The sequence below is a fragment of the Paracoccus wurundjeri genome (assembly GCF_030678915.1).
GTDB lineage: Bacteria > Pseudomonadota > Alphaproteobacteria > Rhodobacterales > Rhodobacteraceae > Paracoccus > Paracoccus onubensis_A.
In genome coordinates, this window is record NZ_JAUUTZ010000040.1 from 1 (window position 1) to 21710 (window position 21710).

The 21710-nt window shown below is 58.1% G+C and carries 22 protein-coding genes and 4 pseudogenes; 10 read left to right on the plus strand and 16 right to left on the minus strand.

Annotation, left to right across the window (positions count from 1 at the left end):
- Nucleotides 1-222 precede the first annotated feature (222 nt).
- The 3 genes from Q0601_RS23080 (at nt 223) to Q0601_RS23090 (ending at nt 4040) form a co-directional block, all read left to right on the plus strand.
- Nucleotides 223-1785: an MFS transporter gene (locus Q0601_RS23080; RefSeq protein ID WP_305292326.1), complete on the plus strand. Its 1563-nt coding sequence runs from the start codon at nt 223-225 to the stop codon at nt 1783-1785.
- Between the two features lie 89 nt (nt 1786-1874).
- Nucleotides 1875-3314 carry an IS1182 family transposase gene (locus Q0601_RS23085; protein WP_305292327.1) on the plus strand — a complete coding sequence of 480 codons (1440 nt, stop codon included), beginning with the start codon at nt 1875-1877 and terminating at the stop codon, nt 3312-3314.
- A 339-nt stretch (nt 3315-3653) separates the two neighbouring features.
- Nucleotides 3654-4040, plus strand: a complete 387-nt coding sequence (locus tag Q0601_RS23090) for an ester cyclase (RefSeq protein WP_305292328.1) — start codon at nt 3654-3656, stop codon at nt 4038-4040.
- Nucleotides 4041-4218: 178 nt separating this feature from the next.
- On the opposite strand, the gene Q0601_RS23095 is transcribed toward Q0601_RS23090, so the two are convergent.
- Nucleotides 4219-4776: a dihydrofolate reductase family protein gene (locus Q0601_RS23095; RefSeq protein ID WP_305292329.1), complete on the minus strand. Its 558-nt coding sequence runs from the start codon at nt 4774-4776 to the stop codon at nt 4219-4221.
- A gap of 156 nt (nt 4777-4932) precedes the next feature.
- On the opposite strand from Q0601_RS23095, the gene Q0601_RS23100 reads away from it, so the two are divergent.
- On the plus strand, nt 4933-5565 hold the full coding sequence (locus Q0601_RS23100) for a tyrosine-type recombinase/integrase (RefSeq protein WP_305292356.1): 633 nt from the start codon (nt 4933-4935) through the stop codon (nt 5563-5565).
- Between the two features lie 193 nt (nt 5566-5758).
- On the opposite strand, the gene Q0601_RS23105 is transcribed toward Q0601_RS23100, so the two are convergent.
- Nucleotides 5759-6511: an SDR family oxidoreductase gene (locus tag Q0601_RS23105; protein WP_305292330.1), complete on the minus strand. Its 753-nt coding sequence runs from the start codon at nt 6509-6511 to the stop codon at nt 5759-5761.
- A gap of 105 nt (nt 6512-6616) precedes the next feature.
- Here Q0601_RS23105 and Q0601_RS23110 point away from each other — a divergent pair, with 105 nt between their 5' ends.
- The gene (locus tag Q0601_RS23110) at nt 6617-7543 is read left to right on the plus strand and encodes an AraC family transcriptional regulator (protein ID WP_305292331.1); all 927 of its coding nucleotides are present in this window, start codon (nt 6617-6619) and stop codon (nt 7541-7543) included.
- A 327-nt stretch (nt 7544-7870) separates the two neighbouring features.
- Here Q0601_RS23110 and Q0601_RS23115 read toward each other — a convergent pair whose 3' ends face one another.
- From Q0601_RS23115 to Q0601_RS23125, 3 genes are all read right to left on the minus strand, one after another.
- Nucleotides 7871-8215 carry a DoxX family protein gene (locus Q0601_RS23115; RefSeq protein ID WP_305292332.1) on the minus strand — a complete coding sequence of 115 codons (345 nt, stop codon included), beginning with the start codon at nt 8213-8215 and terminating at the stop codon, nt 7871-7873.
- 28 nt (nt 8216-8243) lie between these two features.
- Nucleotides 8244-9890 (minus strand): cytochrome c oxidase subunit I, encoded by a 1647-nt coding sequence (locus tag Q0601_RS23120; RefSeq protein WP_305292333.1) that lies wholly within the window; start codon nt 9888-9890, stop codon nt 8244-8246.
- A 178-nt stretch (nt 9891-10068) separates the two neighbouring features.
- Complete coding sequence (locus tag Q0601_RS23125) at nt 10069-10524, minus strand: group III truncated hemoglobin (RefSeq protein WP_305292334.1); 456 nt, start codon at nt 10522-10524, stop codon at nt 10069-10071.
- Nucleotides 10525-10609: 85 nt separating this feature from the next.
- Here Q0601_RS23125 and Q0601_RS23130 point away from each other — a divergent pair, with 85 nt between their 5' ends.
- On the plus strand, nt 10610-11023 hold the full coding sequence (locus Q0601_RS23130; protein ID WP_305292335.1) for an Rrf2 family transcriptional regulator: 414 nt from the start codon (nt 10610-10612) through the stop codon (nt 11021-11023).
- Between the two features lie 305 nt (nt 11024-11328).
- Here Q0601_RS23130 and Q0601_RS23135 read toward each other — a convergent pair whose 3' ends face one another.
- Entirely contained in the window at nt 11329-12522 is a 1194-nt protein-coding gene (locus tag Q0601_RS23135) for an MFS transporter (RefSeq protein ID WP_305292336.1), read from the minus strand.
- Between the two features lie 29 nt (nt 12523-12551).
- On the opposite strand from Q0601_RS23135, the gene Q0601_RS23140 reads away from it, so the two are divergent.
- On the plus strand, nt 12552-13217 hold the full coding sequence (locus Q0601_RS23140; RefSeq protein ID WP_305292337.1) for a winged helix-turn-helix transcriptional regulator: 666 nt from the start codon (nt 12552-12554) through the stop codon (nt 13215-13217).
- A gap of 200 nt (nt 13218-13417) precedes the next feature.
- Here Q0601_RS23140 and Q0601_RS23145 read toward each other — a convergent pair whose 3' ends face one another.
- Together Q0601_RS23145 and Q0601_RS24900 are read right to left on the minus strand one after the other, a co-directional pair.
- The gene (locus Q0601_RS23145) at nt 13418-14353 is read right to left on the minus strand and encodes a mechanosensitive ion channel family protein (protein ID WP_305292338.1); all 936 of its coding nucleotides are present in this window, start codon (nt 14351-14353) and stop codon (nt 13418-13420) included.
- Between the two features lie 555 nt (nt 14354-14908).
- Nucleotides 14909-15010 (minus strand): annotated as a pseudogene (locus Q0601_RS24900) (IS110 family transposase); the annotation flags it as partial.
- On the opposite strand from Q0601_RS24900, the gene Q0601_RS23150 reads away from it, so the two are divergent.
- Nucleotides 14973-15140: a SelT/SelW/SelH family protein gene (locus Q0601_RS23150; RefSeq protein ID WP_305292339.1), complete on the plus strand. Its 168-nt coding sequence runs from the start codon at nt 14973-14975 to the stop codon at nt 15138-15140. The pseudogene Q0601_RS24900 and the gene Q0601_RS23150 overlap by 38 nt on opposite strands.
- Before the next feature lie 45 nt (nt 15141-15185).
- Here the strand turns inward: Q0601_RS23150 and tnpB are convergent.
- The 6 genes and pseudogenes from tnpB to Q0601_RS23180 all read right to left on the minus strand — a co-directional run.
- Nucleotides 15186-15365 (minus strand): annotated as a pseudogene (gene tnpB / locus Q0601_RS23155) (IS66 family insertion sequence element accessory protein TnpB); the annotation flags it as partial.
- Nucleotides 15332-15652 (minus strand): annotated as a pseudogene (locus Q0601_RS23160) (IS110 family transposase); the annotation flags it as partial. The pseudogenes tnpB and Q0601_RS23160, both read right to left, overlap by 34 nt.
- A gap of 308 nt (nt 15653-15960) precedes the next feature.
- Nucleotides 15961-17064, minus strand: a complete 1104-nt coding sequence (gene dctP, locus Q0601_RS23165) for a TRAP transporter substrate-binding protein DctP (RefSeq protein WP_305292340.1) — start codon at nt 17062-17064, stop codon at nt 15961-15963.
- A gap of 869 nt (nt 17065-17933) precedes the next feature.
- The gene (locus tag Q0601_RS23170) at nt 17934-18413 is read right to left on the minus strand and encodes a hypothetical protein (protein WP_305292341.1); all 480 of its coding nucleotides are present in this window, start codon (nt 18411-18413) and stop codon (nt 17934-17936) included.
- Nucleotides 18410-19204, minus strand: a complete 795-nt coding sequence (locus tag Q0601_RS23175; RefSeq protein ID WP_305292342.1) for a hypothetical protein — start codon at nt 19202-19204, stop codon at nt 18410-18412. The genes Q0601_RS23170 and Q0601_RS23175 overlap by 4 nt, the downstream gene beginning before the upstream one ends.
- On the minus strand, nt 19141-19773 hold the full coding sequence (locus Q0601_RS23180; RefSeq protein ID WP_305292343.1) for a hypothetical protein: 633 nt from the start codon (nt 19771-19773) through the stop codon (nt 19141-19143). The genes Q0601_RS23175 and Q0601_RS23180 overlap by 64 nt, the downstream gene beginning before the upstream one ends.
- 196 nt (nt 19774-19969) lie before the next feature.
- Between Q0601_RS23180 and Q0601_RS23185 the strand changes: the two are divergent.
- Together Q0601_RS23185 and Q0601_RS23190 are read left to right on the plus strand one after the other, a co-directional pair.
- Nucleotides 19970-20371: pseudogene (locus Q0601_RS23185) on the plus strand (Tox-REase-5 domain-containing protein); the annotation flags it as partial.
- 36 nt (nt 20372-20407) lie between these two features.
- Nucleotides 20408-21106 carry a hypothetical protein gene (locus Q0601_RS23190; RefSeq protein ID WP_305292344.1) on the plus strand — a complete coding sequence of 233 codons (699 nt, stop codon included), beginning with the start codon at nt 20408-20410 and terminating at the stop codon, nt 21104-21106.
- A gap of 61 nt (nt 21107-21167) precedes the next feature.
- On the opposite strand, the gene Q0601_RS23195 is transcribed toward Q0601_RS23190, so the two are convergent.
- Both Q0601_RS23195 and Q0601_RS24820 read right to left on the minus strand, forming a co-directional pair.
- A complete protein-coding gene (locus Q0601_RS23195; RefSeq protein ID WP_305292345.1) occupies nt 21168-21440 on the minus strand; it encodes a hypothetical protein in 273 nt (90 codons plus the stop codon).
- A complete protein-coding gene (locus Q0601_RS24820; protein ID WP_370656179.1) occupies nt 21437-21631 on the minus strand; it encodes a ribbon-helix-helix protein, CopG family in 195 nt (64 codons plus the stop codon). Before Q0601_RS24820 ends, Q0601_RS23195 begins: the two co-directional genes overlap by 4 nt.
- Nucleotides 21632-21710: the final 79 nt, after the last annotated feature.

Consider the following 21710-nt stretch of genomic DNA (forward strand, 5'->3'; position numbering starts at 1 on the left):
CCTTGAGCAGCATGGCGTCGCAAAAATACTGGCGCGACGGCGTGCGATTTGCGGCTCCCAAGGATAAATGAACGCCTGCTCGCACAGCACAGGGTTCCAGCCATGTCCTGATATCAGTCTAGCGCCGAAGGGGTGGCAGTTGCAATACACACAGCAAGACCAACTCTACGATTGGCGGCGTATTCATTGTCAGCGACGTAAGCTGCAGCTAGATTTGTTCATATGCATTCCCCGTGCGAGGCCAGCCCGGATCCGATACCTCTTTCCTCTCCTCCCGGAGGGGACGGTTCATTTTGTCCTCGGGCGCGGCGGCGTCTTGTCCTGATCGCGGCCATACTTGCTTCCGCGCTCGGATTTATCGACGGATCGGTCGTTTCGATTGCGATCCCGGCAATTCGCAGCGATATTGGTGCGTCTCTCGCCGATGCGCAGTGGATTTCCAACGCCTACGCCCTGACGCTATCGGCTCTGATTCTCGTTGGTGGAAGTGCGGGTGACAAGTTCGGCCTTCGACGCATCTTCATTACCGGGATCATCCTGTTCATCGTGGCGTCACTTGTGTGCGCGATCGCGCCGGATGTGAGTTACCTGATCCTGGCCCGGGCCGCTCAAGGCGCGGGCGCGGCATTCATGGTTCCCGCAAGCCTTGCAATCATTGCCAAGGCTTATCCGAAAGACGAGCGAGGCAGGGCAATCGGGATCTGGGCGGCCTCTTTGGCCCTGACGACGGCGCTTGGTCCGGTATTGGGGGGCTTTCTATTATCCGCCTTTGACGACAGTATCTGGCGCGCGATATTTGCAATCAACCTGCCGCTTGGCGGTGCCGCTATCCTGCTCTTGCTGAAAGTTCCACCGGATGAGGCGACGGGGCAGCGCAAGCTCGACCTGGTCGGGGCCGTTCTCGCGATCGTCGCATTCGGTTCCCTGGCTTACGCTCTTACCGCGCCGGCTGCCGAGGCCGATCAGCCCGCATCCGGCGCGACGGCGATCTTCATGATCGGGGGTTTGATCGCACTTTTCGGGTTCATCATCTGGGAGGCATTTCAGAAAGCCCCGATGATCGACCTGTCATTGTTCAGGATCAAGGCTTTTTCCGGCGCCAACGCGGCGACCTTCTTTCTCTATTTCGCCTTGTCGGGCATCCTCTTTTATCTACCCATGTTGCTTATTGCCGGTTGGGGTCTGGCCGAGGCGACGGTCGGCGTCCTCTTCCTACCCTTGTCGCTGGCCATTGCGGTCCTGTCTGGCCCAGTCGGGCATTTGTCGGATTGTCTTGGACCACGCCTACCCATGACTGTCGGCAGCATGATCGTGGCCGCGGCCTTTGCGGGCCTAGCTGCTGTGGTCGGTTCGGGTATGCGCAGTTTCTGGTTCGCGGTATTTCCATCGATGATCGTGATGGGGCTGGGCATGGCTCTGGTAGTGTCACCGCTTTCGACAGCGGTGATGACCTCGGTTGAAGACGAGGACACTGGGGCGGCGTCGGGAATCAACAATGCGATTTCCCGCGTGGCAGGCTTGATCGCGGTCGCAGCCATGGGGAGTCTTGCCGCTTATCGCTATGCCTCCATGCTGGGCGACAAGACCGCCTCCATCCCCGGCTTTGGCGAACCTCCCGGCGAACTTTCCCCAATGCTGGAAGCCGCACGCCTTGCTGCAAGTGACGCCGCATTCTCGGCGATTGCCTGGGTGATGGCAGCCCTGTGTGTGCTGTCAGCAGGTCTTTCCTGGATCACGCAACCGGCATCAGACAAGGATGCCAAGGTAACGACGGCTCGGGAGTAAACTGCTCCCCGGGCATTTAATCGGTAACGGCCGAGGCTGTGTGGAAACCCCAAGATGTGGTATGCTTCCTGTGATACAGGGGGGCATTTATGTCAGGTTTCATTGAAGGGGTCGATCGCGGTCAGATCACGCTTTTTCCGGATCGCCTGGAGGACTGGATCGACGAGGACAACCTCGTGCGCGTCGTCGATCTCTTCGTGGATGAACTCGATCTGCCCGGCCTTGGGTTCGCCCGTTCAGCACCTGCACGCACGGGCCGGCCCGGATATCACCCTGCGGTTCTGCTCAAGCTGTTCATCTACGGCTATCTCAACCGTATCCCCTCCAGTCGAAGGCTGGAGCGCGAGGCGGGGCGCAATGTCGAGGTGATGTGGCTGACCAGCAGGCTGGTGCCGGATCACAAGACCATCGCGGATTTCCGCCGCGATAGCGGTGCGGCCATCCGCAAGACCTGCGCGCAATTTGTCGAGCTGTGCCGCCGGATCGGCACGTTGAAGGGGGATTGCGTGGCCATCGACGGCAGCAAATTCAAGGCGGTGAACAACCGCGACAAGAACTTCACCAAGGGCAAGATCGCCAGCCGCCTCGCACATCTGGAAGCGGACGTCGAACGCTATATCACCGAGATGGTCCGCATCGACCGGCAGGAAGAAGGCGAAGCGCGGACCGAGAGGGTTGCGCATCTGGCGCAGCGATACGGGCGCCTGAAGCAGGAGATCGGGAAACTCAAGGCGATGGACAAGGCGCTGGCCGATGCCCCTGACGGCCAGATATCCCTGACCGATCCGGATGCCCGCGCCATGGCCACCAGCGCGCGCAACAGCGGCATGGTGGGCTACAATGCGCAATGTGCCGTGGATACCGAAACCCACATCATCGTCACGCATGATGTCACGAACAAAGGGTTCGACCGGGACCAGCTCAGCCCGATGGCGATTGCAGCCAAGGAGGCGCTTGGGCGCGATGACCTGCACGCCCTCGCCGACAAGGGCTATTTCAGCGGCGCCGAGATCGTCGCCTGCCACGATGCTGGTATCACTGCGACCCTGCCGCGCCCGGAAACATCCGGGAACCGCAGCAAGGGCATGTATGTGAAGGCCGACTTCAAGTATGACGCCGCGCGCGACGTCTATATCTGCCCGACAGGGGATGAGCTGGCCTATCGCTACACGCGCGAGGAAGACGGGCTCAAGGTCCGGCGATACTGGACCAATGAATGCCAGCACTGCCCTGTGCAGTCGCGCTGCACCACTGGCAAGGAGCGCCGCATCACCCGTTGGGAATACGAGCATCTGGTGGACGAGATGCGCGACCGCCTGCGCAGCGCCGCCGATCCCATGACCCTGCGCCGAAGCACGGTCGAGCATCCCTTCGGCACGATCAAAGCCTGGATGGGGGCCACCCATTTCCTGACGCGCCGCCTTCGAGGCGTCAGGACCGAAATGGCGTTGAACGTGTTGGCCTACAACATCAAGCGCATGGCCGCCCTGATCGGCATCCGCAGGCTGATGGCGGCTATTCCCGGCTGAACAGGCAAGAGGCTACCCCAAGACGCTGGGGGAAGGCATCCAGCACCCTCTCCGCGGCCCGCAGGCGGGCGGGAGACGACCGATCAAGCGAAACACCCCCTCTGAACCGATAACGTCGCGCGCGGGTCTGGCCGCAGAAGTTTCCACACAGCCTAGGCCCAGAGCCGACCTCCACCGGTGGTTTTGATGCTGCGGTGCGACCCGTCATTCCTGCCGTTCGCTGCAATCGCAAAATCCGGTGATGGGTGAACTCACAGTATGCGGGCAGAAGCGGTTATGTGATTGCTGCGCTATCTCTGCTACTCAAGATGGACAAGACAAATATTTAGAGGTGATCTGATGAAGCGGGAGGAGATCATAGATGCCTACCGGGAATACATTGCGTGCTTGAACGCACAGGACTGGGGCAAGCTCCAGCGCCATGTTGCGGACAACGTCGAATATAACGGGACGGCCATCGGGCTCGACGGCTACCGGGACATGCTCGTCGCGGATTTCCGAGCGATCCCCGATCTTTCATTCAATGTTGCCTTTCTTGTCTGCGATCCGCCCATGATTGCAAGTAGGCTTGCATTTGACTGCACACCAGCAGGCCAGCTTTTCGGCTTGTCGGTGAACGGAACACGAGTCCGCTTCGAAGAGAACGTGTTCTACGAATTTCGAGAGGGCAGAATACGGGCCGTCTGGTCCGTGATCGACAAGTCAAGCGTGGCGGCCCAGGTCTGAAATTGTGCTGGGCGGTATGGGCTCTGATCCGCCTTGCGGCAACGTAGCATGAGGCAAACAGCTTTAAACCGCCTCCTGTCATCACTGGAACCGGCAAGGGGTGGCCCACCACCGACTGTTAATCGACGGCACTCCCACGACACCCGAGCCCCGAGCTGGGCGTTGAGGCTGCTCCGGGTCAGCGCTCGCGCCGATAGTGTATAGCGACCGCGCCGTTGCGGAGCGGTTTCGCTGAGACCAGTTCGAGCCGTCGCGTACTGGGTAGCCCGCCCCGGTACAAGGTCGGGCCATGGCCGGCGATCCTGGGATGGACGAGGAACTGATACTCATCGATCAGATCCAGCCGGTCCAGCTCGGTTGCGAGTTTACCGCTACCGAGGAGCACGCCGGCCGGTGTTGCGTCCTTGAGCCTCTGCACGCCTGTTCGCAGGTCGTCGGCGATATGGTGGCTGTTGGTCCACGAGAAGTCCTTTCGCGTCGATGACACCACGTATTTCGGCTTGGCGTCCAGCTTGACCGCCCATTCGCGTATCGCCGGCGGTGCCTCCACGTCGCCGCGGGCAACCGCCGGCCAGTAGCTCTCCATCATCTCGTAGGTGATGCGGCCCCACAGCATCGCGCCGCTCTCGTCCATAAGGCGGGTGAAGAACGCGTGCGTCTCGTCATCAGCGATTCCCGCCTCATGGTCGATGCAGCCGTCCAGGGTGACGTTTATGCTGAAGGTCAACAGTCCCATGTGCCGAGCCTAAACCATCCGCTCGGTAAGACCCAGGGTTATTGCTCGTGGCTGATGTATGGGCTCTTTGCTGCCGATCTCTGCCGCGCCATGATATGCTGGCGCGCCGGCATCCAGCTGACGGTGAGGCGGGAGTGGTGGATCGGAGGATTCGCCATGACCATTGAGAACTTGCCCGCCATTCGCGCCTGCCGCCCCGCTTGGAACAAGGGTCGCATCGTCGGCCAAAAGCGTCCGCTGCTGCCGAAACATGTCTGGGCGATCAGGGTCCGACTCGAGATTGCGAACAATGTCCGCGATCTTGCGTTGTTCAACCTTGCCATCGACAGCAAGCTGAGGGGCTGTGATCAGGTGAAGCTCAAGGTCGCCGATGTCTACGCGGCTGGTCAGGTCAAGGAGCGCGCCTCGATCATCCAGAGCAAAACCCGGAAACCGGTTCGCTTCGAGATCACCGAGGGCACGCGAAAATCGATCACGGCTTGGCTCAAAGACCCGATGATGATCGGGTCTGAATATCTTTGGCCTGGTCGCTTTCACGAGCGGCTGCACATCTCGACCCGTCAGTATGCCCGGCTGGTCCGGGACTGGGTCACGTCGATCGGCCTCGAGCCGTCATTTTATGGGACGCATTCCATGCGCCGAACCAAGGTTGCCCAAATCTACCGAAAGACTGGCAATCTGCGCGCCGTTCAACTCCTGCGCGGTCATACCAAGATGGACAGTACGGTACGATACCTCGGTGTCGAGCTTGGAGATGCACTTGCGATTGCCGAAGCCGTTGAAATCTGAAACAACGGGCCGCCCAGCATTGTCGGCCAGATAGCCGCCGGTCAACGTATGCCAGGGCAGTGCAGTCACCCTCCCGAAACCGGCCGTTCGCGATCAGCGCAGAAGCATAGCCGGACTTAGCCATCTTCGCCAAGAGAGTGCAGGCGCGTCGGGGCGCAGCGCGACGACATCGACCGCGCCCCGTTGCATCAAATCAGCCGTTGAACAGAGCCACTGCATCTGCGCCTGCGGGCAGGCGCACCGGTGCGGCTGGATCTGTTGCGATGCGCCAAATTGCCGCCACCACATCTTCGGCCTGGGTCTTGTCCTCATCGGTCCCGGCGGCTAGTCGTGCAAACACCCCCTGAACCATCTCGGCATAGGGCTCGGGGAAGCCGCCCGCCTGCACCATCCGTTCACGTGCATTGCTGCCAAACGCCGTGCCCGGCGCCTGACCCGGTAGCACCACATGGCTCCGGATGCCGAAAGGGGCCAGTTCCAGCGCAATCACTTCGGTGAGCGCATTCACCGCAGCCTTGCTGGCGGTGTAGACTGACAGCAGGTCATAATTCTTCAACGTGACGCTGGAGGTCACATTAATGATTACCCCCGCCCGGCGGGCGCGGAACTGCGGCAACACGGCCTGGATCATCGCGATGGTGCCGAAGGTATTGGTTCCGAAGATTTCTCGCACGATCGGCATAGGCGTGCCTTCGACCGCATTCAGCCAGCCGATGCCGGCATTGTTGACCAGCACGTCGATCTCGCCCGCAGCCGCCACCGCAGCGGCGATGCTGTCGGGGCAGGTGACGTCCAGCGGCAGGATCGTCAGCCGGTCAGAGGCGGGCAGCAGATCGGGCTTCGGATTCCGCATCGTCGCGATGACGGTCCAGCCCTGGGCCAGGAAGTGCCGCGCGGTCTCAAGGCCAAAGCCCGACGAGCAGCCGGTGATCAGGATGGTGGGCATGGGAAAGTCCTTTCATTGTTGTCCGACATACCTAGCCACGGACGGTGCGACGCTCTATAATCCGAAGTCCATGATGATTCATCAAAAGTCCAAATTGCGATTAGCATGACCGATCCGCTGACCCAGATCGTAACGCTGCTGCGCCCCGGCGCACCCTATGCCAAGCTGGCCAGCGCCTCGGGCGCATGGCGGGTGCGGCGGGATGAGGACAATTTTGTCTTCTACAATCTGACCCTGTCAGGTCAGGCGCTGCTTGAGGTTGACGGTCGCCCGCCCGTTCTGCTGGAGGAGGGGGATTTCGCACTGATCCCGGCGGCGCGGCGCTTCACCTTTTCCAGCCCCGATCCTGTCTTGCCACAGGGGCAATTCTCGAATCCCGTTCTGACTGCCCCCGGACAGGTACGCATCGGGGATTCCGAACTGCCGGTTACGACGCAGCAACTGGTCGGCCATTGCACCTTTGCGGCGCGGGATGCCGGGCTGCTGCTGACGCTGCTGCCTGATCTGGTGGTGATCCGCGGCGAGGCACGGTTGGCGATGCTGATCCGCCTGGTCGCGGATGAGGCGCGAGCCTCGCGGCCCGGGCGCGAGGTGGTTCTCGAGCGGTTGCTGGAGGTCCTGCTGATCGAGGCGTTCCGTGCCTCGGGCGGCATCACCGCGCCGCCGGGCCTGCTGCGGGGCCTCAGCGATCCGCAGCTCTCCATCGCGCTGCGCGCCCTGCATGCCGATCCCGCGCGGCCCTGGACGGTGGCTGACCTCGCTCGCATGGCTGGGCTGTCGCGCTCGGGCTTTTTCGCGCGATTCGAGCGTGAGGTGGGGCGCACGCCAATGGCCTATCTGACCGACTGGCGGATGAGTCTCGCCAAGGACTGGCTTCGTCGCGGCGACGGCAGCCTGTCCGAGATCGGCACCGCCCTCGGTTATGGCTCAGCCAGCGCGTTCAACACCGCCTTCGCGCGCGAAGTCGGCCGGCCTCCGGGACAGTATGCCTTGTCGATTGCACAGCGGGAACTGGAGGCGACGCATGTCTGAGAAGCGGCCCTAAGCCGACGGACGATTCCTGTGGGATGACATGGTGCAGCGTCCCTGTCCGAGCCCGCCACAGGCTTGTTCTCCGTAAAATAGGCGACGGCGTCGTAACCGTTTATCGCAACTCCGTTGGTCGCGAATATCTCATTGGCGGATGCAACGGAGGCAACTGAAAGTGTGAGTGCTGCTGCCGCAGCACGAGGCAGGAAACGCCGGATTAAGAATGCCATTGGTCTTTCCTTCGATAATTGATTGCGACACTCGTGTTACGTCCAACAACGCTGGAGTGTTACAAGTGGGGAGATCACGAATATGGACCCTCCAAGTTGATCAGTCTTCGCGAAACCGCCCGCGCAGAGCATAGGTAGCCACGAGTGCAGCTAGGGTCCCAATCGCCGGCGTAGCACTGCTGATAGGGTCGCCGATAAGGATATGCGTACCAGCGGCGCCCACAAGCGTGGCCGCCATGGCACCGAAGGCCCAGTCTTGCAGAAAAGCGAAGCGTGGCTGATAGATGCAGATCACCCCAATGATATAGGCCACGCCGATAATGGTCGTGAAATAGCCCGGATAGCCAAGGCGCACCATTTCCTCAGTCATCATACCAGCCAGATTGAATACGCCAGCCGCAAGAAAGACAAACGCAACAAGGCCCTGCAGGACCAGCTGGATCATTTTGATCAAGGGAGAAGAGGATACGGTATCAATCCGAGCGCTTTGGAAGCTGCTCGAACGTGTGTTCGGGCGGCGGGGATGGAAGTGTCCATTCCAGCGTATCGGCATATTCGTTCCAGTAATTGTTCTCGGTCACGCGCTTCCCGTAGAACAACGTATAGATGACGATGCCGAAGAAGAAGATGAACGAGGCGAAGGACAGATAGGCGCCAAGCGAGCTGATATTGTTCCAGTAAGCGAACTCGACCGGATAATCGATATAGCGGCGCGGCATCCCCTGACGGCCCAGGAAGTGCTGCGGGAAGAAGGTGATATTCGCCCCGATGAACATCATCCAGAAATGCAGCTTGCCTGCCCATTCCGGATATTGACGGCCCGACATCTTGCCGATCCAGTAATAGACCCCGGCGAAGATCGCGAAGACCGCGCCAAGCGACATCACATAATGGAAATGGGCCACGACGTAATAGGTGTCATGGTAAACCCGGTCCAGAGGCACCTGCGACACCACCACCCCGGTCACGCCGCCCACGGTGAACAGGAACAGGAAGCCGAAAGCCCAGAGCATCGGCGTCTTGAACTCGACCGAGCCGCCCCACATCGTTGCGATCCACGAGAAGACCTTGATGCCGGTCGGCACCGCAATGGTCATACTCGCCAGCATGAAATAGCTTTGCTGGGTCAGCGACATGCCGACGGTGTACATATGGTGCGCCCAGACGACGAAGCCCAGCACCCCGATGGCCGCCATGGCCAGAACCATCGGCAGATAACCGAAGATCGGCTTTTTCGAGAAGGTGCTGACGACATGGCTGATGATGCCAAAGCCGGGCACGACGATGATATACACCTCGGGGTGGCCGAAGAACCACAGGATGTGCTGATACAGGATCGGATCGCCGCCACCTGCCGGGTTGAAGAAGTTGGTGCCGAAATTGCGGTCCAGCAGCAGCATGGTGATCGCGCCCGCCAGAACCGGCAGCGCCAGCAGAATCATCCATGCGGTGACAAAAACCGACCATGCGAACAGCGGCACCTTGAACAGCGTCATGCCGGGGGCGCGCATGTTCAGGAAGGTGGTGATGATATTGATCGCGCCAAGGATCGACGAGGCGCCCGAGACGTGGACGGCGAAGATCGCCAGATCCATGGAATAGCCGCCCTCGGTCGTGGATAGCGGCGGATACAGGACCCAGCCGACGCCCGATCCCATCTCGCTATTGCCGCCGGGAGCCAGCAGCGAGGCGATGCCAAGGCAGACGCCGACGACATACATCCAGTAGGACAGGTTGTTCAGGCGCGGAAAGCTCATGTCCGGGGCGCCGATATGCAGCGGCATGAAATAGTTGCCGAAACCGCCGAACAGCGCCGGAATCACCACGAAGAACATCATCAGCACCCCGTGATAGGTGATCATGACGTTCCACAGATGGCCGTTGGGCGTACATTCAGCCGACGAATCGGCGATGAAGCGCGCGCCCTCCATGCACATGTACTGCACACCGGGGTGCTGAAGTTCCATCCGCATGTAAACGGTGAAACTAACCGAAATCAGTCCGACCACAGCGGCCGTCAGCAGATAAAGGATACCAATGTCCTTGTGATTGGTGGACATGAACCAGCGGGTGAAAAAGCCTCGCCGTTCTTCTATTGGATCGCTGATCTGGGCTGACATCGCCTGGTCCTCTATTAATGCCGCTTACACTGCCCGGATGAGTGGATTTTCGTCGAATGGGGGTGCAACAGCGCGGTGATCCTTGTGGTGATGACCCCGCGCAGACGGTGAGGGGTACGATAATACGTCTCGATATGGCGGGTCAGTACGGCGGTATCGGACATCGGAGCCCCCTTTGTCAGCGCAAGGCGGGAACGGCATCAGGGAGGGCCTGTGCCTCCTCTATCGCGATGTGGAGCGAACGGGCAATGCGTTCGGCGCGTTCGATCACATGGGCGGCGCCCGCCGGCGTACAGACTTCGCGTGCCGTCTCGCGGAAAAGCCCCAGCCAACGTTCAAAATGGCGACCATCGATCGGCAGTGGTGTATGCGCCGGCACCGGGCGGCCATGGTAGCGCCCCGTCATAAGAGCAACCGAGGACCAGAAGGAGACCATCCGTTCCAGATGCGTTCCCCAATCGGCGATGCGTGTGGCGAAGATCGGCCCCAGAACCGGATCGCGGCGAATCTTCGCATAGAAATCATGGACGAGGTCACGCAGTGTGTCCTCATCAAGACCGGTCTCGTCCATGATGGCAGCGGTCATCCCCGGCCGGGCGGAGATGATGCGCGGCATGTTGTCGACGGCAGTCATGGTGACCCCATTTTTACTATTGAATTTCAGGCTACACTTGTTAATAGGTATTGTAAATACCAATTTAAGAGCGAGTCTGGCACTTATGCGTCTTACCTCCTTCACCGATTATGGCCTGCGCATGCTGATGCGTATGGCGAGCGCACCTGGGCGCGCCTTCTCAACCGCAGAACTGGCGCAGGAGTTTGCATTGTCGCGCAACCATCTGGCAAAGATCATGCAGCGTCTTGCGCAGGCAGGGCTGATAGAAACCCGTCGCGGCGGCGGCGGGGGTGCGACACTTGCCCAGCCGGCGGAGGGGATACGACTCGGCACCGTGGTGCGTCTGCTGGAGGAAGGCCAGCCGCTCGTCGAGTGCTTCGGCTCTGGCGGCGCCTGCGGGCTCGACGGTCGCTGCCGTCTGAAATCGCGCCTGCGCAGCGCTGAGGCCGCCTTTTTCGCGGATCTCGACGGCGCAACGCTCGCTGACATCGCGCTCACACCGCTTCGGGCAGCGTAAACAAGGGACCTTTTGAAAGGCCACGACGGCAACCTTGACATTCAGGGAGCATAAAATCGACATCGGGCCCTCGGTGATGCTGGTCAGGTTTTGTCCCCATCCTTGCTATGTCGGAGGGCAGAGGGATCGACGGGGCGGCAGTGTTGACGTTGTTGATCGCACTCATCGCCGCGACCAGCCCCTGGGGCGGGCATCGTCAAGTTGTTTACCGCGCCACTGACCAGCCATAGGCCCTGGCAGTGGTAGGTCGAGCCCTCAGTCGAAAATATTTGACCCAAACGCCGGATTAGAGAAGGCGCCTTCGACTATTCCGCAGCGACTAGTCGCTGTGTGGCAATCATTGGTGTCGCCCGCAACGTCAAAACCCAGAATGCAAGCGTCAGGATGCTGATGATCGCACCCATCAGGCAGACGCCGTTCCAACCGGCGTAAGAATAGACAATCGTGGATATTGAGGATCCGAAAGCACTGCCGATCGAGTAGAAGATCATGTAAGCGGCGGTGAGACGGTTCTGCGCCTCCGGACGAACCCGATAGATCATGCCCTGGTTGGTGACATGCGTCGCTTGCAAGCCGAAATCAATGATAAACACACCGACGATGAGCCACAGAATAGAGTGCGACAGCAACGCGATCGGTAACCAAGCGATCAGCATGAGAACGAGCGCGATGCCGGTTGTGCGCTGCCCGTTCCCCTGATCAGCCCACCGGCCAGCGCGTGCAGCTCCGAGCGCGCCGGCAACACCAGCAAGGCCGTAGAGCCCGATTTGGGTATGAGACAATAAAAAGGGTGGTGCGCTCAGGGGCAATACGAGAGGTGCAAGCAGAGTTGTGATGTTGGCGAAGATCAACATAGCGATGATGGCGCGGATGCGCAGCACGGGCTCCTCGACAAAAAGGGTGAGCATGGAACGGATCAGGCGCGGGTAGGACATTTTCGTCGTTGGCTTCTCTTGACGCGGGAGAGCTTTGTAGAGGAGCCCGGCAATCATCAGTGTCAGAACAGCGGACAGAAGGTATACGATTCGCCACCCTGAAAGGTCGGTCAGAATTCCAGCCACCATTCGCGCCAGTAAGATACCGAAAACTATGCCGCTCGTGACCACACCAACGACATGTCCACGTTCGGCGGGCCGGGCCAGGATCGCAGCATATGCGACGAGGGCTTGCGTAACGACAGCCAGGACCCCGACCGCCGCCATTGATGCCAGCAACATCGCCGCGGAAGAAGAAAGGCCCACGCATCCCAGAGCCAGAACGGACAACAGCGACTGACCAACGATGAGCCTGCGACGATCGATGAGATCGCCTAGCGGAACCAGCAAGATCAGACCAAGTGCGTAGCCTAGTTGGGTTACTCCGACGATCAGGCCAGCTATCGCGCGTGTGAACCCAAGATCGTCAGCCATCACGTCTAGAAGCGGGTGGGCGAAATAGGCGTTGGCGACTGCGAGGCCGCTCGCGACAGCAAACAGCAGCGTGACCGGCAGGGTGAGCACTGACGCCTGTGTTTCTGGCTGGGAAACAAATGCTGATCCGCGATCTCGATCCTGCCTTTGCGTTTCAGTTGGGTGAGCAACGCCGTTCGCAGCGCCGTCCGGCGCTACGTGTCTTATCGAATCCATTGCAAACTCCTGTGGAATTTGGTTGTATTATGAAACCAACGAACAGGTATCCTGTTTGGTTTTATGACGCAACCAAAATTGAATATTGGTGCGTTTCTTGTATTGGAGCCAAGTCAATGGTCAGGCGAAAGAGCCTCAAGGGAGACTACTGTCCCAGTGCCCGATCACTGGATGTGATCGGCGACTGGTGGTCGCTCTTGATCGTGCGTGACGCCTTTGATGGCCTCACACGCTTCAGTGAGTTTCAGAAGAGCCTCGGCATCGCCAAGAACATTCTCACAGAGCGCCTGCGCACACTTGTTTCGCGCGGTATACTGGAAGCAGTCCCGACCGGTGATAGCGGCTCACGCATGGAATATCGGCTAACTGCGATTGGCCGGGACTTGTTTCCGGTGATGGTTGCGCTGCGACAATTCGGCGAACGCCATCTTTTTGGACCGGACGAGGAGCATTCAGTTCTGGTCGATCGTGAGAAGCGCTTACCGGTTCACCTTGATATCCGCACCCAGGACGGCCGCACCATTGGCGCCGACGACACGGTGCTCTTGAAGATTCCCGAAGAGGAATAGGATCGCCTGAAATCTGGCGAACGGCACGCCCTTCAACCACATAACGCGAATATCGCAGAAGGCAGAGAGCTGGCGTCAACACCCTCAATTTGAACGCGCGAGTAGCGATCGATTGCTGAAAACTGAATATGGGCATTAAGATGCTGCTGAACTTCTCAAAACAATAGGAGGAGTGCTGATCGCAGCAATGGTAAAGCGGCTCAGCCTTCGTCGGCAACCACCTGTTCATCACGTTCAGCAAGAGTGTTCAGCGGCGCCATGGCAATGCGAATGCCACGCTCTCGCAAGGTGCGGTCGATGGCGCAGAAGACCTCGTTACGGCAAGCGACCTCAAAATCATGCCGGGGAACCCAATATTTCACCTGATACCTGATCCCTTGCGGGCCGTAGCGAATCACATGAACTTCGGTTTTGCGATCGGCGATCAGGGATCTGACACCGCGCAGGGCAAGCTTTATCAAATTACGTGCATCGTTGACGGACGTATCTGCTGGCAAGGTTAATTCGATCGAATCGCGATATTCCTCGCGCGGAGCGCTGAAGTTCGTGATCTTCTGACGGGAAATCTGGCTGTTCGGCAGGATGACATAGGTGCTATCCTGGGTCACCAACCGCGACGTGCGCCATCCGATCTCAACCACGCGTCCCCGACCTAGTGTATCAATCTGGATCCAGTCATTGATGCGGAAGGGAGCCTCAACGCTGAGGGCGAGGCCAGAGAAAACGTCCGCCACCACGTTGCGGATCGCGAAACCGAGCACCGCCAATACCAATCCCGAACCGGTTAGAAGCCCCGACAAGTCATCACGCAGGAACAGCGAAAGGCTAATGATGGCGGCCAGCACATAGACGATCGTGCTGACAACATCCAGAACCACCTGTGGGACTGGCCGCCTGCCCTTGTTGCGGATTTGCAGACGATATTTCAGCGTCAGCAGAATAAACCTCGCGCAAGCAAACAAAGCGAGCGAGATCGTCACCTGTCGGATCAGGTCGACAGTCAGGATCGATTGCAGTCTCGGCCCCATGAGGCGATTAAGAGGTGCGGCAAAGACAGCAATCAGAATGAACGCGGCCATTGTAAGCGAGGCCGGAATCAGCACGCGCCATCTTGTGCAGAATACAGCGATTGCCATGACGTCACCTCCAAATATGCGCCATATCATCACTGTCGTTGGGGGTTCAATGACGGCAAAGGGCTCTGGGCTATCGCCCACCGGCACCGGGAACCATCGTCTCGATATACCCGCACCGATGATGAGTGCCATGTTGTTGCTTGGCCGGAGAACAGGACTATCTATGGTAATGATCTCCGGGCCTACTGACGCGCGTCCAGCAGCTTCTGCATTGCGTCCGCCGCCTTCTTCGTGGTTGTTAATTGTCGCTTCTCTATTCGGCGTACTGACGTCAAGTACTTCGAACTTTTCACCTGATTTATATTTGTTGCCATTCGCAGGTCTCGCTTCTCTTCGGGATCGGCATGCTGGCCCTCCCAGCATGGGGTCAGAAGAACGAAACGGTTCAATCTGAGAAGCGTCCTGACAGCGAGATCGCTGTCGGCACTGCGAAAATTGCGAACTCGCTTCATCCATCGTCCTGCGAAGGACATATCTCCGCCTGGGGCGGAACCCTATCTTCTCCTTTCAGTAGACTGATCAGACGACTGCTGGCTCATTTTCTCTTGTCCAGCGGAATTCGGTACCATCGCTCCAAATGCGGTGCATGATAACTGCCAGTCGACGAGCAAGAGCAACGATGGCCTGTCGGTGGCTACTTCGTTTTGCAAGTTTCATCGCCCAAACTTTCAGCCATGACCATTTCCTGATCCGCGTGGAAGGGACAGTGATAAGCCCGGACGCCACCAAGGCTGCGATCGCCGCCACAGAAGCACAGATCCGGGCTGCACTGGAGCGTGCCGCCTGACTGGCTTCTGAAGAACGATGGATGAGAATTACACTCTTTGGGTCAGACGAAGCGCCCACGCTCAAGCCGCTTGCTGAACAGGCAGGCCCCCTGCGAATCCCACCAGATGATCTTCAACAGATCACCGCGCCGGTCACGGAAGACAAAGAGGTGGCCGGAATACGGATCGGCGGCGGACAGAACCTTTTCGGCCTGGGCGGCGAGCGTGGCGAAGCCCCGCCGCATACCTCTGCATCCGCCATGTCGTTCTTTTGGCGCTTCACGAACGGCTTCACGTAGGCTGGTGGGATCAGCCGGACCTCGTGTCCGAGATCACCGATCACCCGACCCCAGTGGTGGGCGCTGGCGCAGGCCTCCATCGCCACCACGCAAGACGGCTGCTCACCCAAGAACTTCATCAGCTGCGCACGCGACAGCTTACGCCGGAATACAACCGATCCGTCCGCGCCGGCGCCATGCGCCTGAAATACGTTCTTGGCCAAATCTTGGCCGATGATGCTAACATCGTTCATGGACGCTCTCCTCGTAGTGGTGTTTCAACACCCGCTACCTTGGCACATTAGATGCCGCCGGGGGGGCGTCCACTCCATCGCTTACGGTTTTCCTGCAGATGCGGGATCAATATCTTCTCCGTTCTACCGTAGCGAGCTGGCAAGACGCCGACATGGCATGTGAAGGCAGCAGTGAAGGTGCCGGCGGCATCGAGGTCGTGACCTTCATGCCAGAGCGCTAAACGAGCCGCGGGGCGGAATCAAATGGCAATCCCTTAGGACCTGGCCGAGTACCGGCCAGGTCCTAGATCTTGGGCCAACCCTCCGGGTCAGTTGCCGGTTTCTTCCTCTACGGCTTCGCCTTCCGCCGAAGTTTCCGCTGCCGCAGCTTCGTCTTCGTTTTCGGCGGTAGATGAGGTTTCTCCGCCGCCCGCAGCAGCCGCAAGATCGGCTTTCATCTGGTCAAGGATGGCCTCCGCCTGACTGCCGCCGATTTCCAAGAATTTCTCCTCGACCGACTCGGCCGTCGCCTTGAACGGCGCGCGCTCTTCCTCAGTCAGGGTGGTGATGGTGATTTCGGGCTTGGCCTCCTGGATCTTGGCCAGCGACTCTTCGGTCAGCCCTTCCTGGTACTCGATGATATAGTCGAAGGCCGCAGCGGTCGCGTCCTGGATGACCTTCTTGTCCTCATCCGGAAGCTCGTCAAAGAACTCTTTGTTGGCCATCACGGCAGTGGTGTAATTACTATGACCGATGCGAGTTATGTGATCTGTCACCTCATACATTTTCATCGATTCAATGTAGAAGGCCGGATTTTCCTGACCTTGGATGATCCCTGTCTGCAACGCACCGTAAATTTCGCCGGTAGGCAGCGGCGTGGGTGTCGCGCCAAAGGCTTCGTAACTGTCCACCAGCAGCGGATTGGTCATCACCCGGAACTTGACCTCGTTCAGATCCTCGGGTGACTTGACCTCTTTCTGGGTGGTCATCATGACCTCGCCTTCGGGGAACATGGTCAACAGTTCCAGCCCTTGATCGGCATAAAGCGGCGGGAACAACTCGTGAATCGCTTTCGAGGTTCGGAAGAACTCCACAAGTTGCGCCTGCCCTGCTGGCAGCAGATAGGGCACGAAGAAAACCTGCGCTTCGGGGATCAACGCGCCGGTAAAGCCGGGCGACTGATCGACGAATTGCAGGATGCCGGATTGCGCCTGCTCCATGATATCCGCCGATTCACCCAATGTACCAAATGGGAAAAGCTGGATTTCATGATCGGAATTCGCCTCGACCTCTTCCTTGAACTTCTGGGCGAACTTGCCCTGCACCTCTTCAAGTGCCTCTTCGAACGCATAACGCCATGTTTCCGCCATGGCGCCACTTGCGCCAATCAGCAAAGCGGCGATGCTCGCGGCAGAAATGGTTTTATAAGTCATATTACTTCCTGTTATTTAGGATCTTTGTCACACAATTCACCCATGACATCGATTTGCAGGACACGGGACGAAATCCCCGCTCTGGTCAGGACCGAGCGCGCCGCGCAACAAAATCACGAGACAATTCAGATACTAAATCATGACAATTGAAGGCCGGACTGTCAAACATGTCCCCATTACCCCCTTTTCAATCAGGCAGGAGCGCGGAAATCGCCGTCGATGCGGCCCGGTTTGGGTAACAAAGCCGCGTCCGATCAATTCAGGTGATCCGGTAGAAAGTGGCGATCGCGGGCTTCTGCAGGCGGGGTGTCCAAATCTTGACCCGGGTCCTAACCGGCGCAGGCCCTTTTATCATCTTTCCTCATCAGGAACATTTCCGGCAAGCCAAGGTTGGCATCGTGGGCGCAGGGCAGTCTTGACTCTTCGCCCCCCTGTGTCTCCCTGTCACAGGATGGCCTTTTGAGCAGAGGTCGGGATAGCCCGCGCTGGCCCTCCGGCGCGGGCATCTTCATGCGGTATTCGCCTTCCTCTACTCAGAAGATGATGGTGTCCTTCGCTCCACCGCCGAATTGGAGGCTGACATTGCCGCCGACATCGATGCGCATAACGAGAACCCCAAACCCTATCGATGGGTTACACGCTCTTGCGATCACGGTATGCGAAGGTCTGTAAGCGATCCGCATAAGTATCATAGACTGCTATCGCTATCTGGAAAGCCTTTGTCGGTGTCATAGGTCACACTCAGTTGGGTTACCCGCGCGAATTGACGCTCGCGAAGGATTAACAGGTGGACGATCATTCCACCCCGTATGCCAATAGTGCTTGACCTTATCGCGTAAGATCGCGCCTGTCGTGGACTCGGAAGCCAGTTACCGCCATGGATTATTGACGGTTTCCAAATAATGCTGGAAGGCTCTTTTCTGAGGCGTATCGAATGGTGTGCCGACGGCGCGAGGAAATGCTGCGCGCAACTGAACCACATATTTTTCAAAGAACCTATATGGCGGCGGCACGCGGGCATGGGACGGGCTTTGGAGGTCAAGTGTGCGCTCTAAGCTTCTGTCCAAATTCCTGCTGTGCGCCAGCACAGACAGAATGGCTTGATTGACATCCGGCTTCGCGAGTAAATTTTGAATCCGTGGTGCCGCCTCCTTTACGAGTACCGCCCCTTCAATCAATTTATCCACAATATCCGGTGGCAAAACATCCGTTTCTGAGCGCATCAGTGATACGATCAAATCATCCCGCCGATCTCCTGCCCGAACCGCCACCGCCGCATCGTGCAGTATCTGCGCATAAGTATCAAAGGCGGTAAGAGCTGCGTTAAAAGCATCGATCTGCTGTTTCATAAATCACACTCATTCGGATTTCCGGCTTTGAGAGAAGCACGAGAAGGGTTGATCGGCGCACGGTCATTCCAAGCCGTGTGCCAGTAATCTTTCACCTGCGTCTGCGCAACGGCGCCTTCTTTTGGCCCTGGTAACCAGACCTGTTCTCCGCCGCCGCGCAACATTTTCCCAGGATAATTTTCCAATTGTTGCGGAGCAATCTCTCCAACCAGTCCGGCCGGGGGTGGTGGCACTTCCGCCCTAATGAATGCTCCCGCTTCGTTCCAGCCGTTTTTCACGGCATCACGCGCTCGCCACGCCGCCTCATCATCTGGCGGAATAGCCTTGCTCCAGAACCCGCCTGTGTGACTGTCAGGTTTGTCTATGACACGGTACAGGCTTTGTTTCGGGGTGAAGGTTTCATAGTGCGGCTTGCTGCCAAATGTCGCCAGCTGCCTTCGAAAGAAATCCGGGGAAGCTTCGGCCTGCTGGCGTAAATATGGGGGAAGCTTCGGGTCAGAAAGAAGTTCGTCATACCATCGCGAAGCGAGAATTTGAGCATCGTCAAAAAAACGTGCCGCATCCGCATCAATCGGTTCTGCCCCTGCCTCCAGCGCATTCTTGTCAAACCCGATCCGCCGCATGGTATCCTGCCACGAGCCATAAGCTTGGCGGGTTGCTGCCATCGCGCGGCGCACGATAATGCCCTGACCCGGCATCACCCGCCATGCGTGAGTGGCGAACGCCGCTAGTCCGCGCGATATTCTGGCACTGATCTCTGTCGCGACCTCGTTGAATTGCTGTCGCGCCATTCCACGCACGGTCTCAATACTCGCGAGCAAGCTGCTTGCACCAAAAAACTTGCTTTCGACGCGCAAAAATCCAGAAACTCGTCGAATTTCTGACTTACCTCTCCAACTCTCGAAACGACTTCATCGCCAAGTTTTTTAACAAAACGATAGCCGTTGATTTTCGCGACCCCGGTACGGTGCAATGCCTTGTTGATATAGATCAGCACGCGACCCATTTCGCCCGCGTTTTTCCAGATGATCTTGATCACTCCTTTGGCGAGCGATCCCAGCGACGGGATCAACCCGATCAAACAGGCAAACACCCCGACCCAGACCACGAGTTCATTGTATCGTTTATCCCAGAGAAGAGCCTTCCCGTTGGCGATAAGATCGCGGGCGTCAGCGGTGGCAATGAGCAGGGCGCGTGCTGTTGGTGAATTACTTAAAGCTGTGGGACGCGCTATTTTCGGCCGCCCGGCACCCGCGCCGATACCGGCACCAAATCCGGTTCCGGTGCCGCGTCCGGTGCCTCCAGCACCGACACCGAGACCAGTGCCGGCACCTCCTGTGCCCCATCCTGCACCCGGCACCGGGACCGATCCAATCCCTGCGCCGGTTCCCCGACGCGACGCGACAACTGAGGATCAATCTGCCGCTCAGGCTGATACAGACCAGGAATGCGCCAATTGCGAGAACTGCCTTCCAAGACAGCAGGGCTCAGCGGTAGCGAGACCTGCCCCACAAGGAAGAGCCGAACAGAAGCGGGGCTAAGACTATCAGCACTTTGTATGTCCGTGGCATGACTATCAACCATCGGCGTCACTAATCGAAGAATGGCAGTTTTCCACCGTGGATTTCGATGGACTGCATCCAGCAGAATGCCTGTTATTGGAAACCAAACACGGCTATGATGGGTTTCTCAAGGACAGCTATGCACGGACAGAACGCTGGGAATACGGTAGCCCTCAGCTTCATGACTGGGCATTACGCGCAGATATCCAGAGAACGGTTTTTGACCCGATGATCCGTCAGGGGCGGAGACAACACGGAGCCGTCATGCCTCATTACGGCGATGTGAGTTTGAAATGGGTATTCAGTCATCCGCGAACCAGCCTCTACGTTGGGGCAATGTTTCTTGAAAACATCCCGGGCTGGTATCACGAAATGGAAGTGCGGCCATTTGTCTGAGAGCGAGGAAGCATGGACCTATCGCTAAGTGTTAGTATGCCGGCTCAGAAAGTCACCTTCGATAAGGGGGTGGATGATTTTTTTCAGCTACTTCACAGAATCGAAAATATACCTGCATTCGATCTTGGCTGGAGCATGGCGGGTTTCAGCCTCTGGAACCAATCCCAAGAATATGTTGAGTATCTGCGCGGATCGCTTCCCGAGCAAGATAACGACGGAAGTTATTTCTCCGTCGGAATCAACGATGACGCAAAATCGAGATTGGGCGTCGAAAAAGTCTTCTATAATTTCAGATATTATTCCGATAATCTCGGCGCACAATTAACCGGTGAAATCCGTGCTCCGCACCCTTCCCGAGGGGCGCAAGTGCAGAATTACATTGAGCTTTTGGATATTGTGACGCAATGGAAGCGTCCGATGCATGTTCGGTTCGGCCCGAGACTTTATAATATGGAACACCATCCCCTTGATCGGGCGCGCCTGGGAATAGGCTGGCTTGGATGGGTGCCATTCAATCTCGATCCGCTTTCTGTGCCTGAGGCCGAGATCGTTCGGCCCATGAACGGAGGCAGCCTGGTTGTCACGCAGACTGAACTTTGGCAGGCAGGTGAGGGACAGCCCCATTATTCCAATGCCGCTATTGAGCGTGCGCAAGAGGTGGAAATCCGATTGAACTTGCTGGGTGTTCTTCCCACAGGGGTGGAAATTGCGCGGGGAGATTGGGGACACCTATAGATGCAGGACCCCGTTAATTCTTTTGGGATTTGTGTGGAATATGATGTAGAGATCTCCCGGCCTAGTAGTGATCAGGATCGACATCTGGCGCGACTGTGATCGCTACTGTCGAGCCACTGAACCGAAAACTGAATCGCCGATGCGGAGCAGGTACCAGTTCCTCGGTGTGATCACTGCTTACCGAAATATCCAGGGCAAGGAGGATGCTGATAAACTCGTCCTCAAATTCCGGATGATGGCCGACAAACAAAACCTTCGCTTCGGTAATGCCTCGGAGCTGCCGTACAACGACCCGCAGTGCGGTCTCGTCCATGAAGCCGACATCACCGTTCATGTCTTCAGCCGTTCAAGTATCCGCCGGATCATTTCGGGTCGTGATGGCTGATCGTCCTGTTTGGCGCATTCCGCGTCCAGCCACTCGAGCAGATCGGGTTGCAAGCGCACACCGACCAATGTGCCCCAGCCAGTTGGAGCAGGCCCTCGCTTCCCTTTCCGTGTTAACGGAGTTTTTTCTTGCTTTGCCATAATTACCTTGTTATCAAAGAAACGGGTCGGGGGAAGCTGGCACTTCCCCCTGACCCTGACCACAACCCAAGCTATAGGG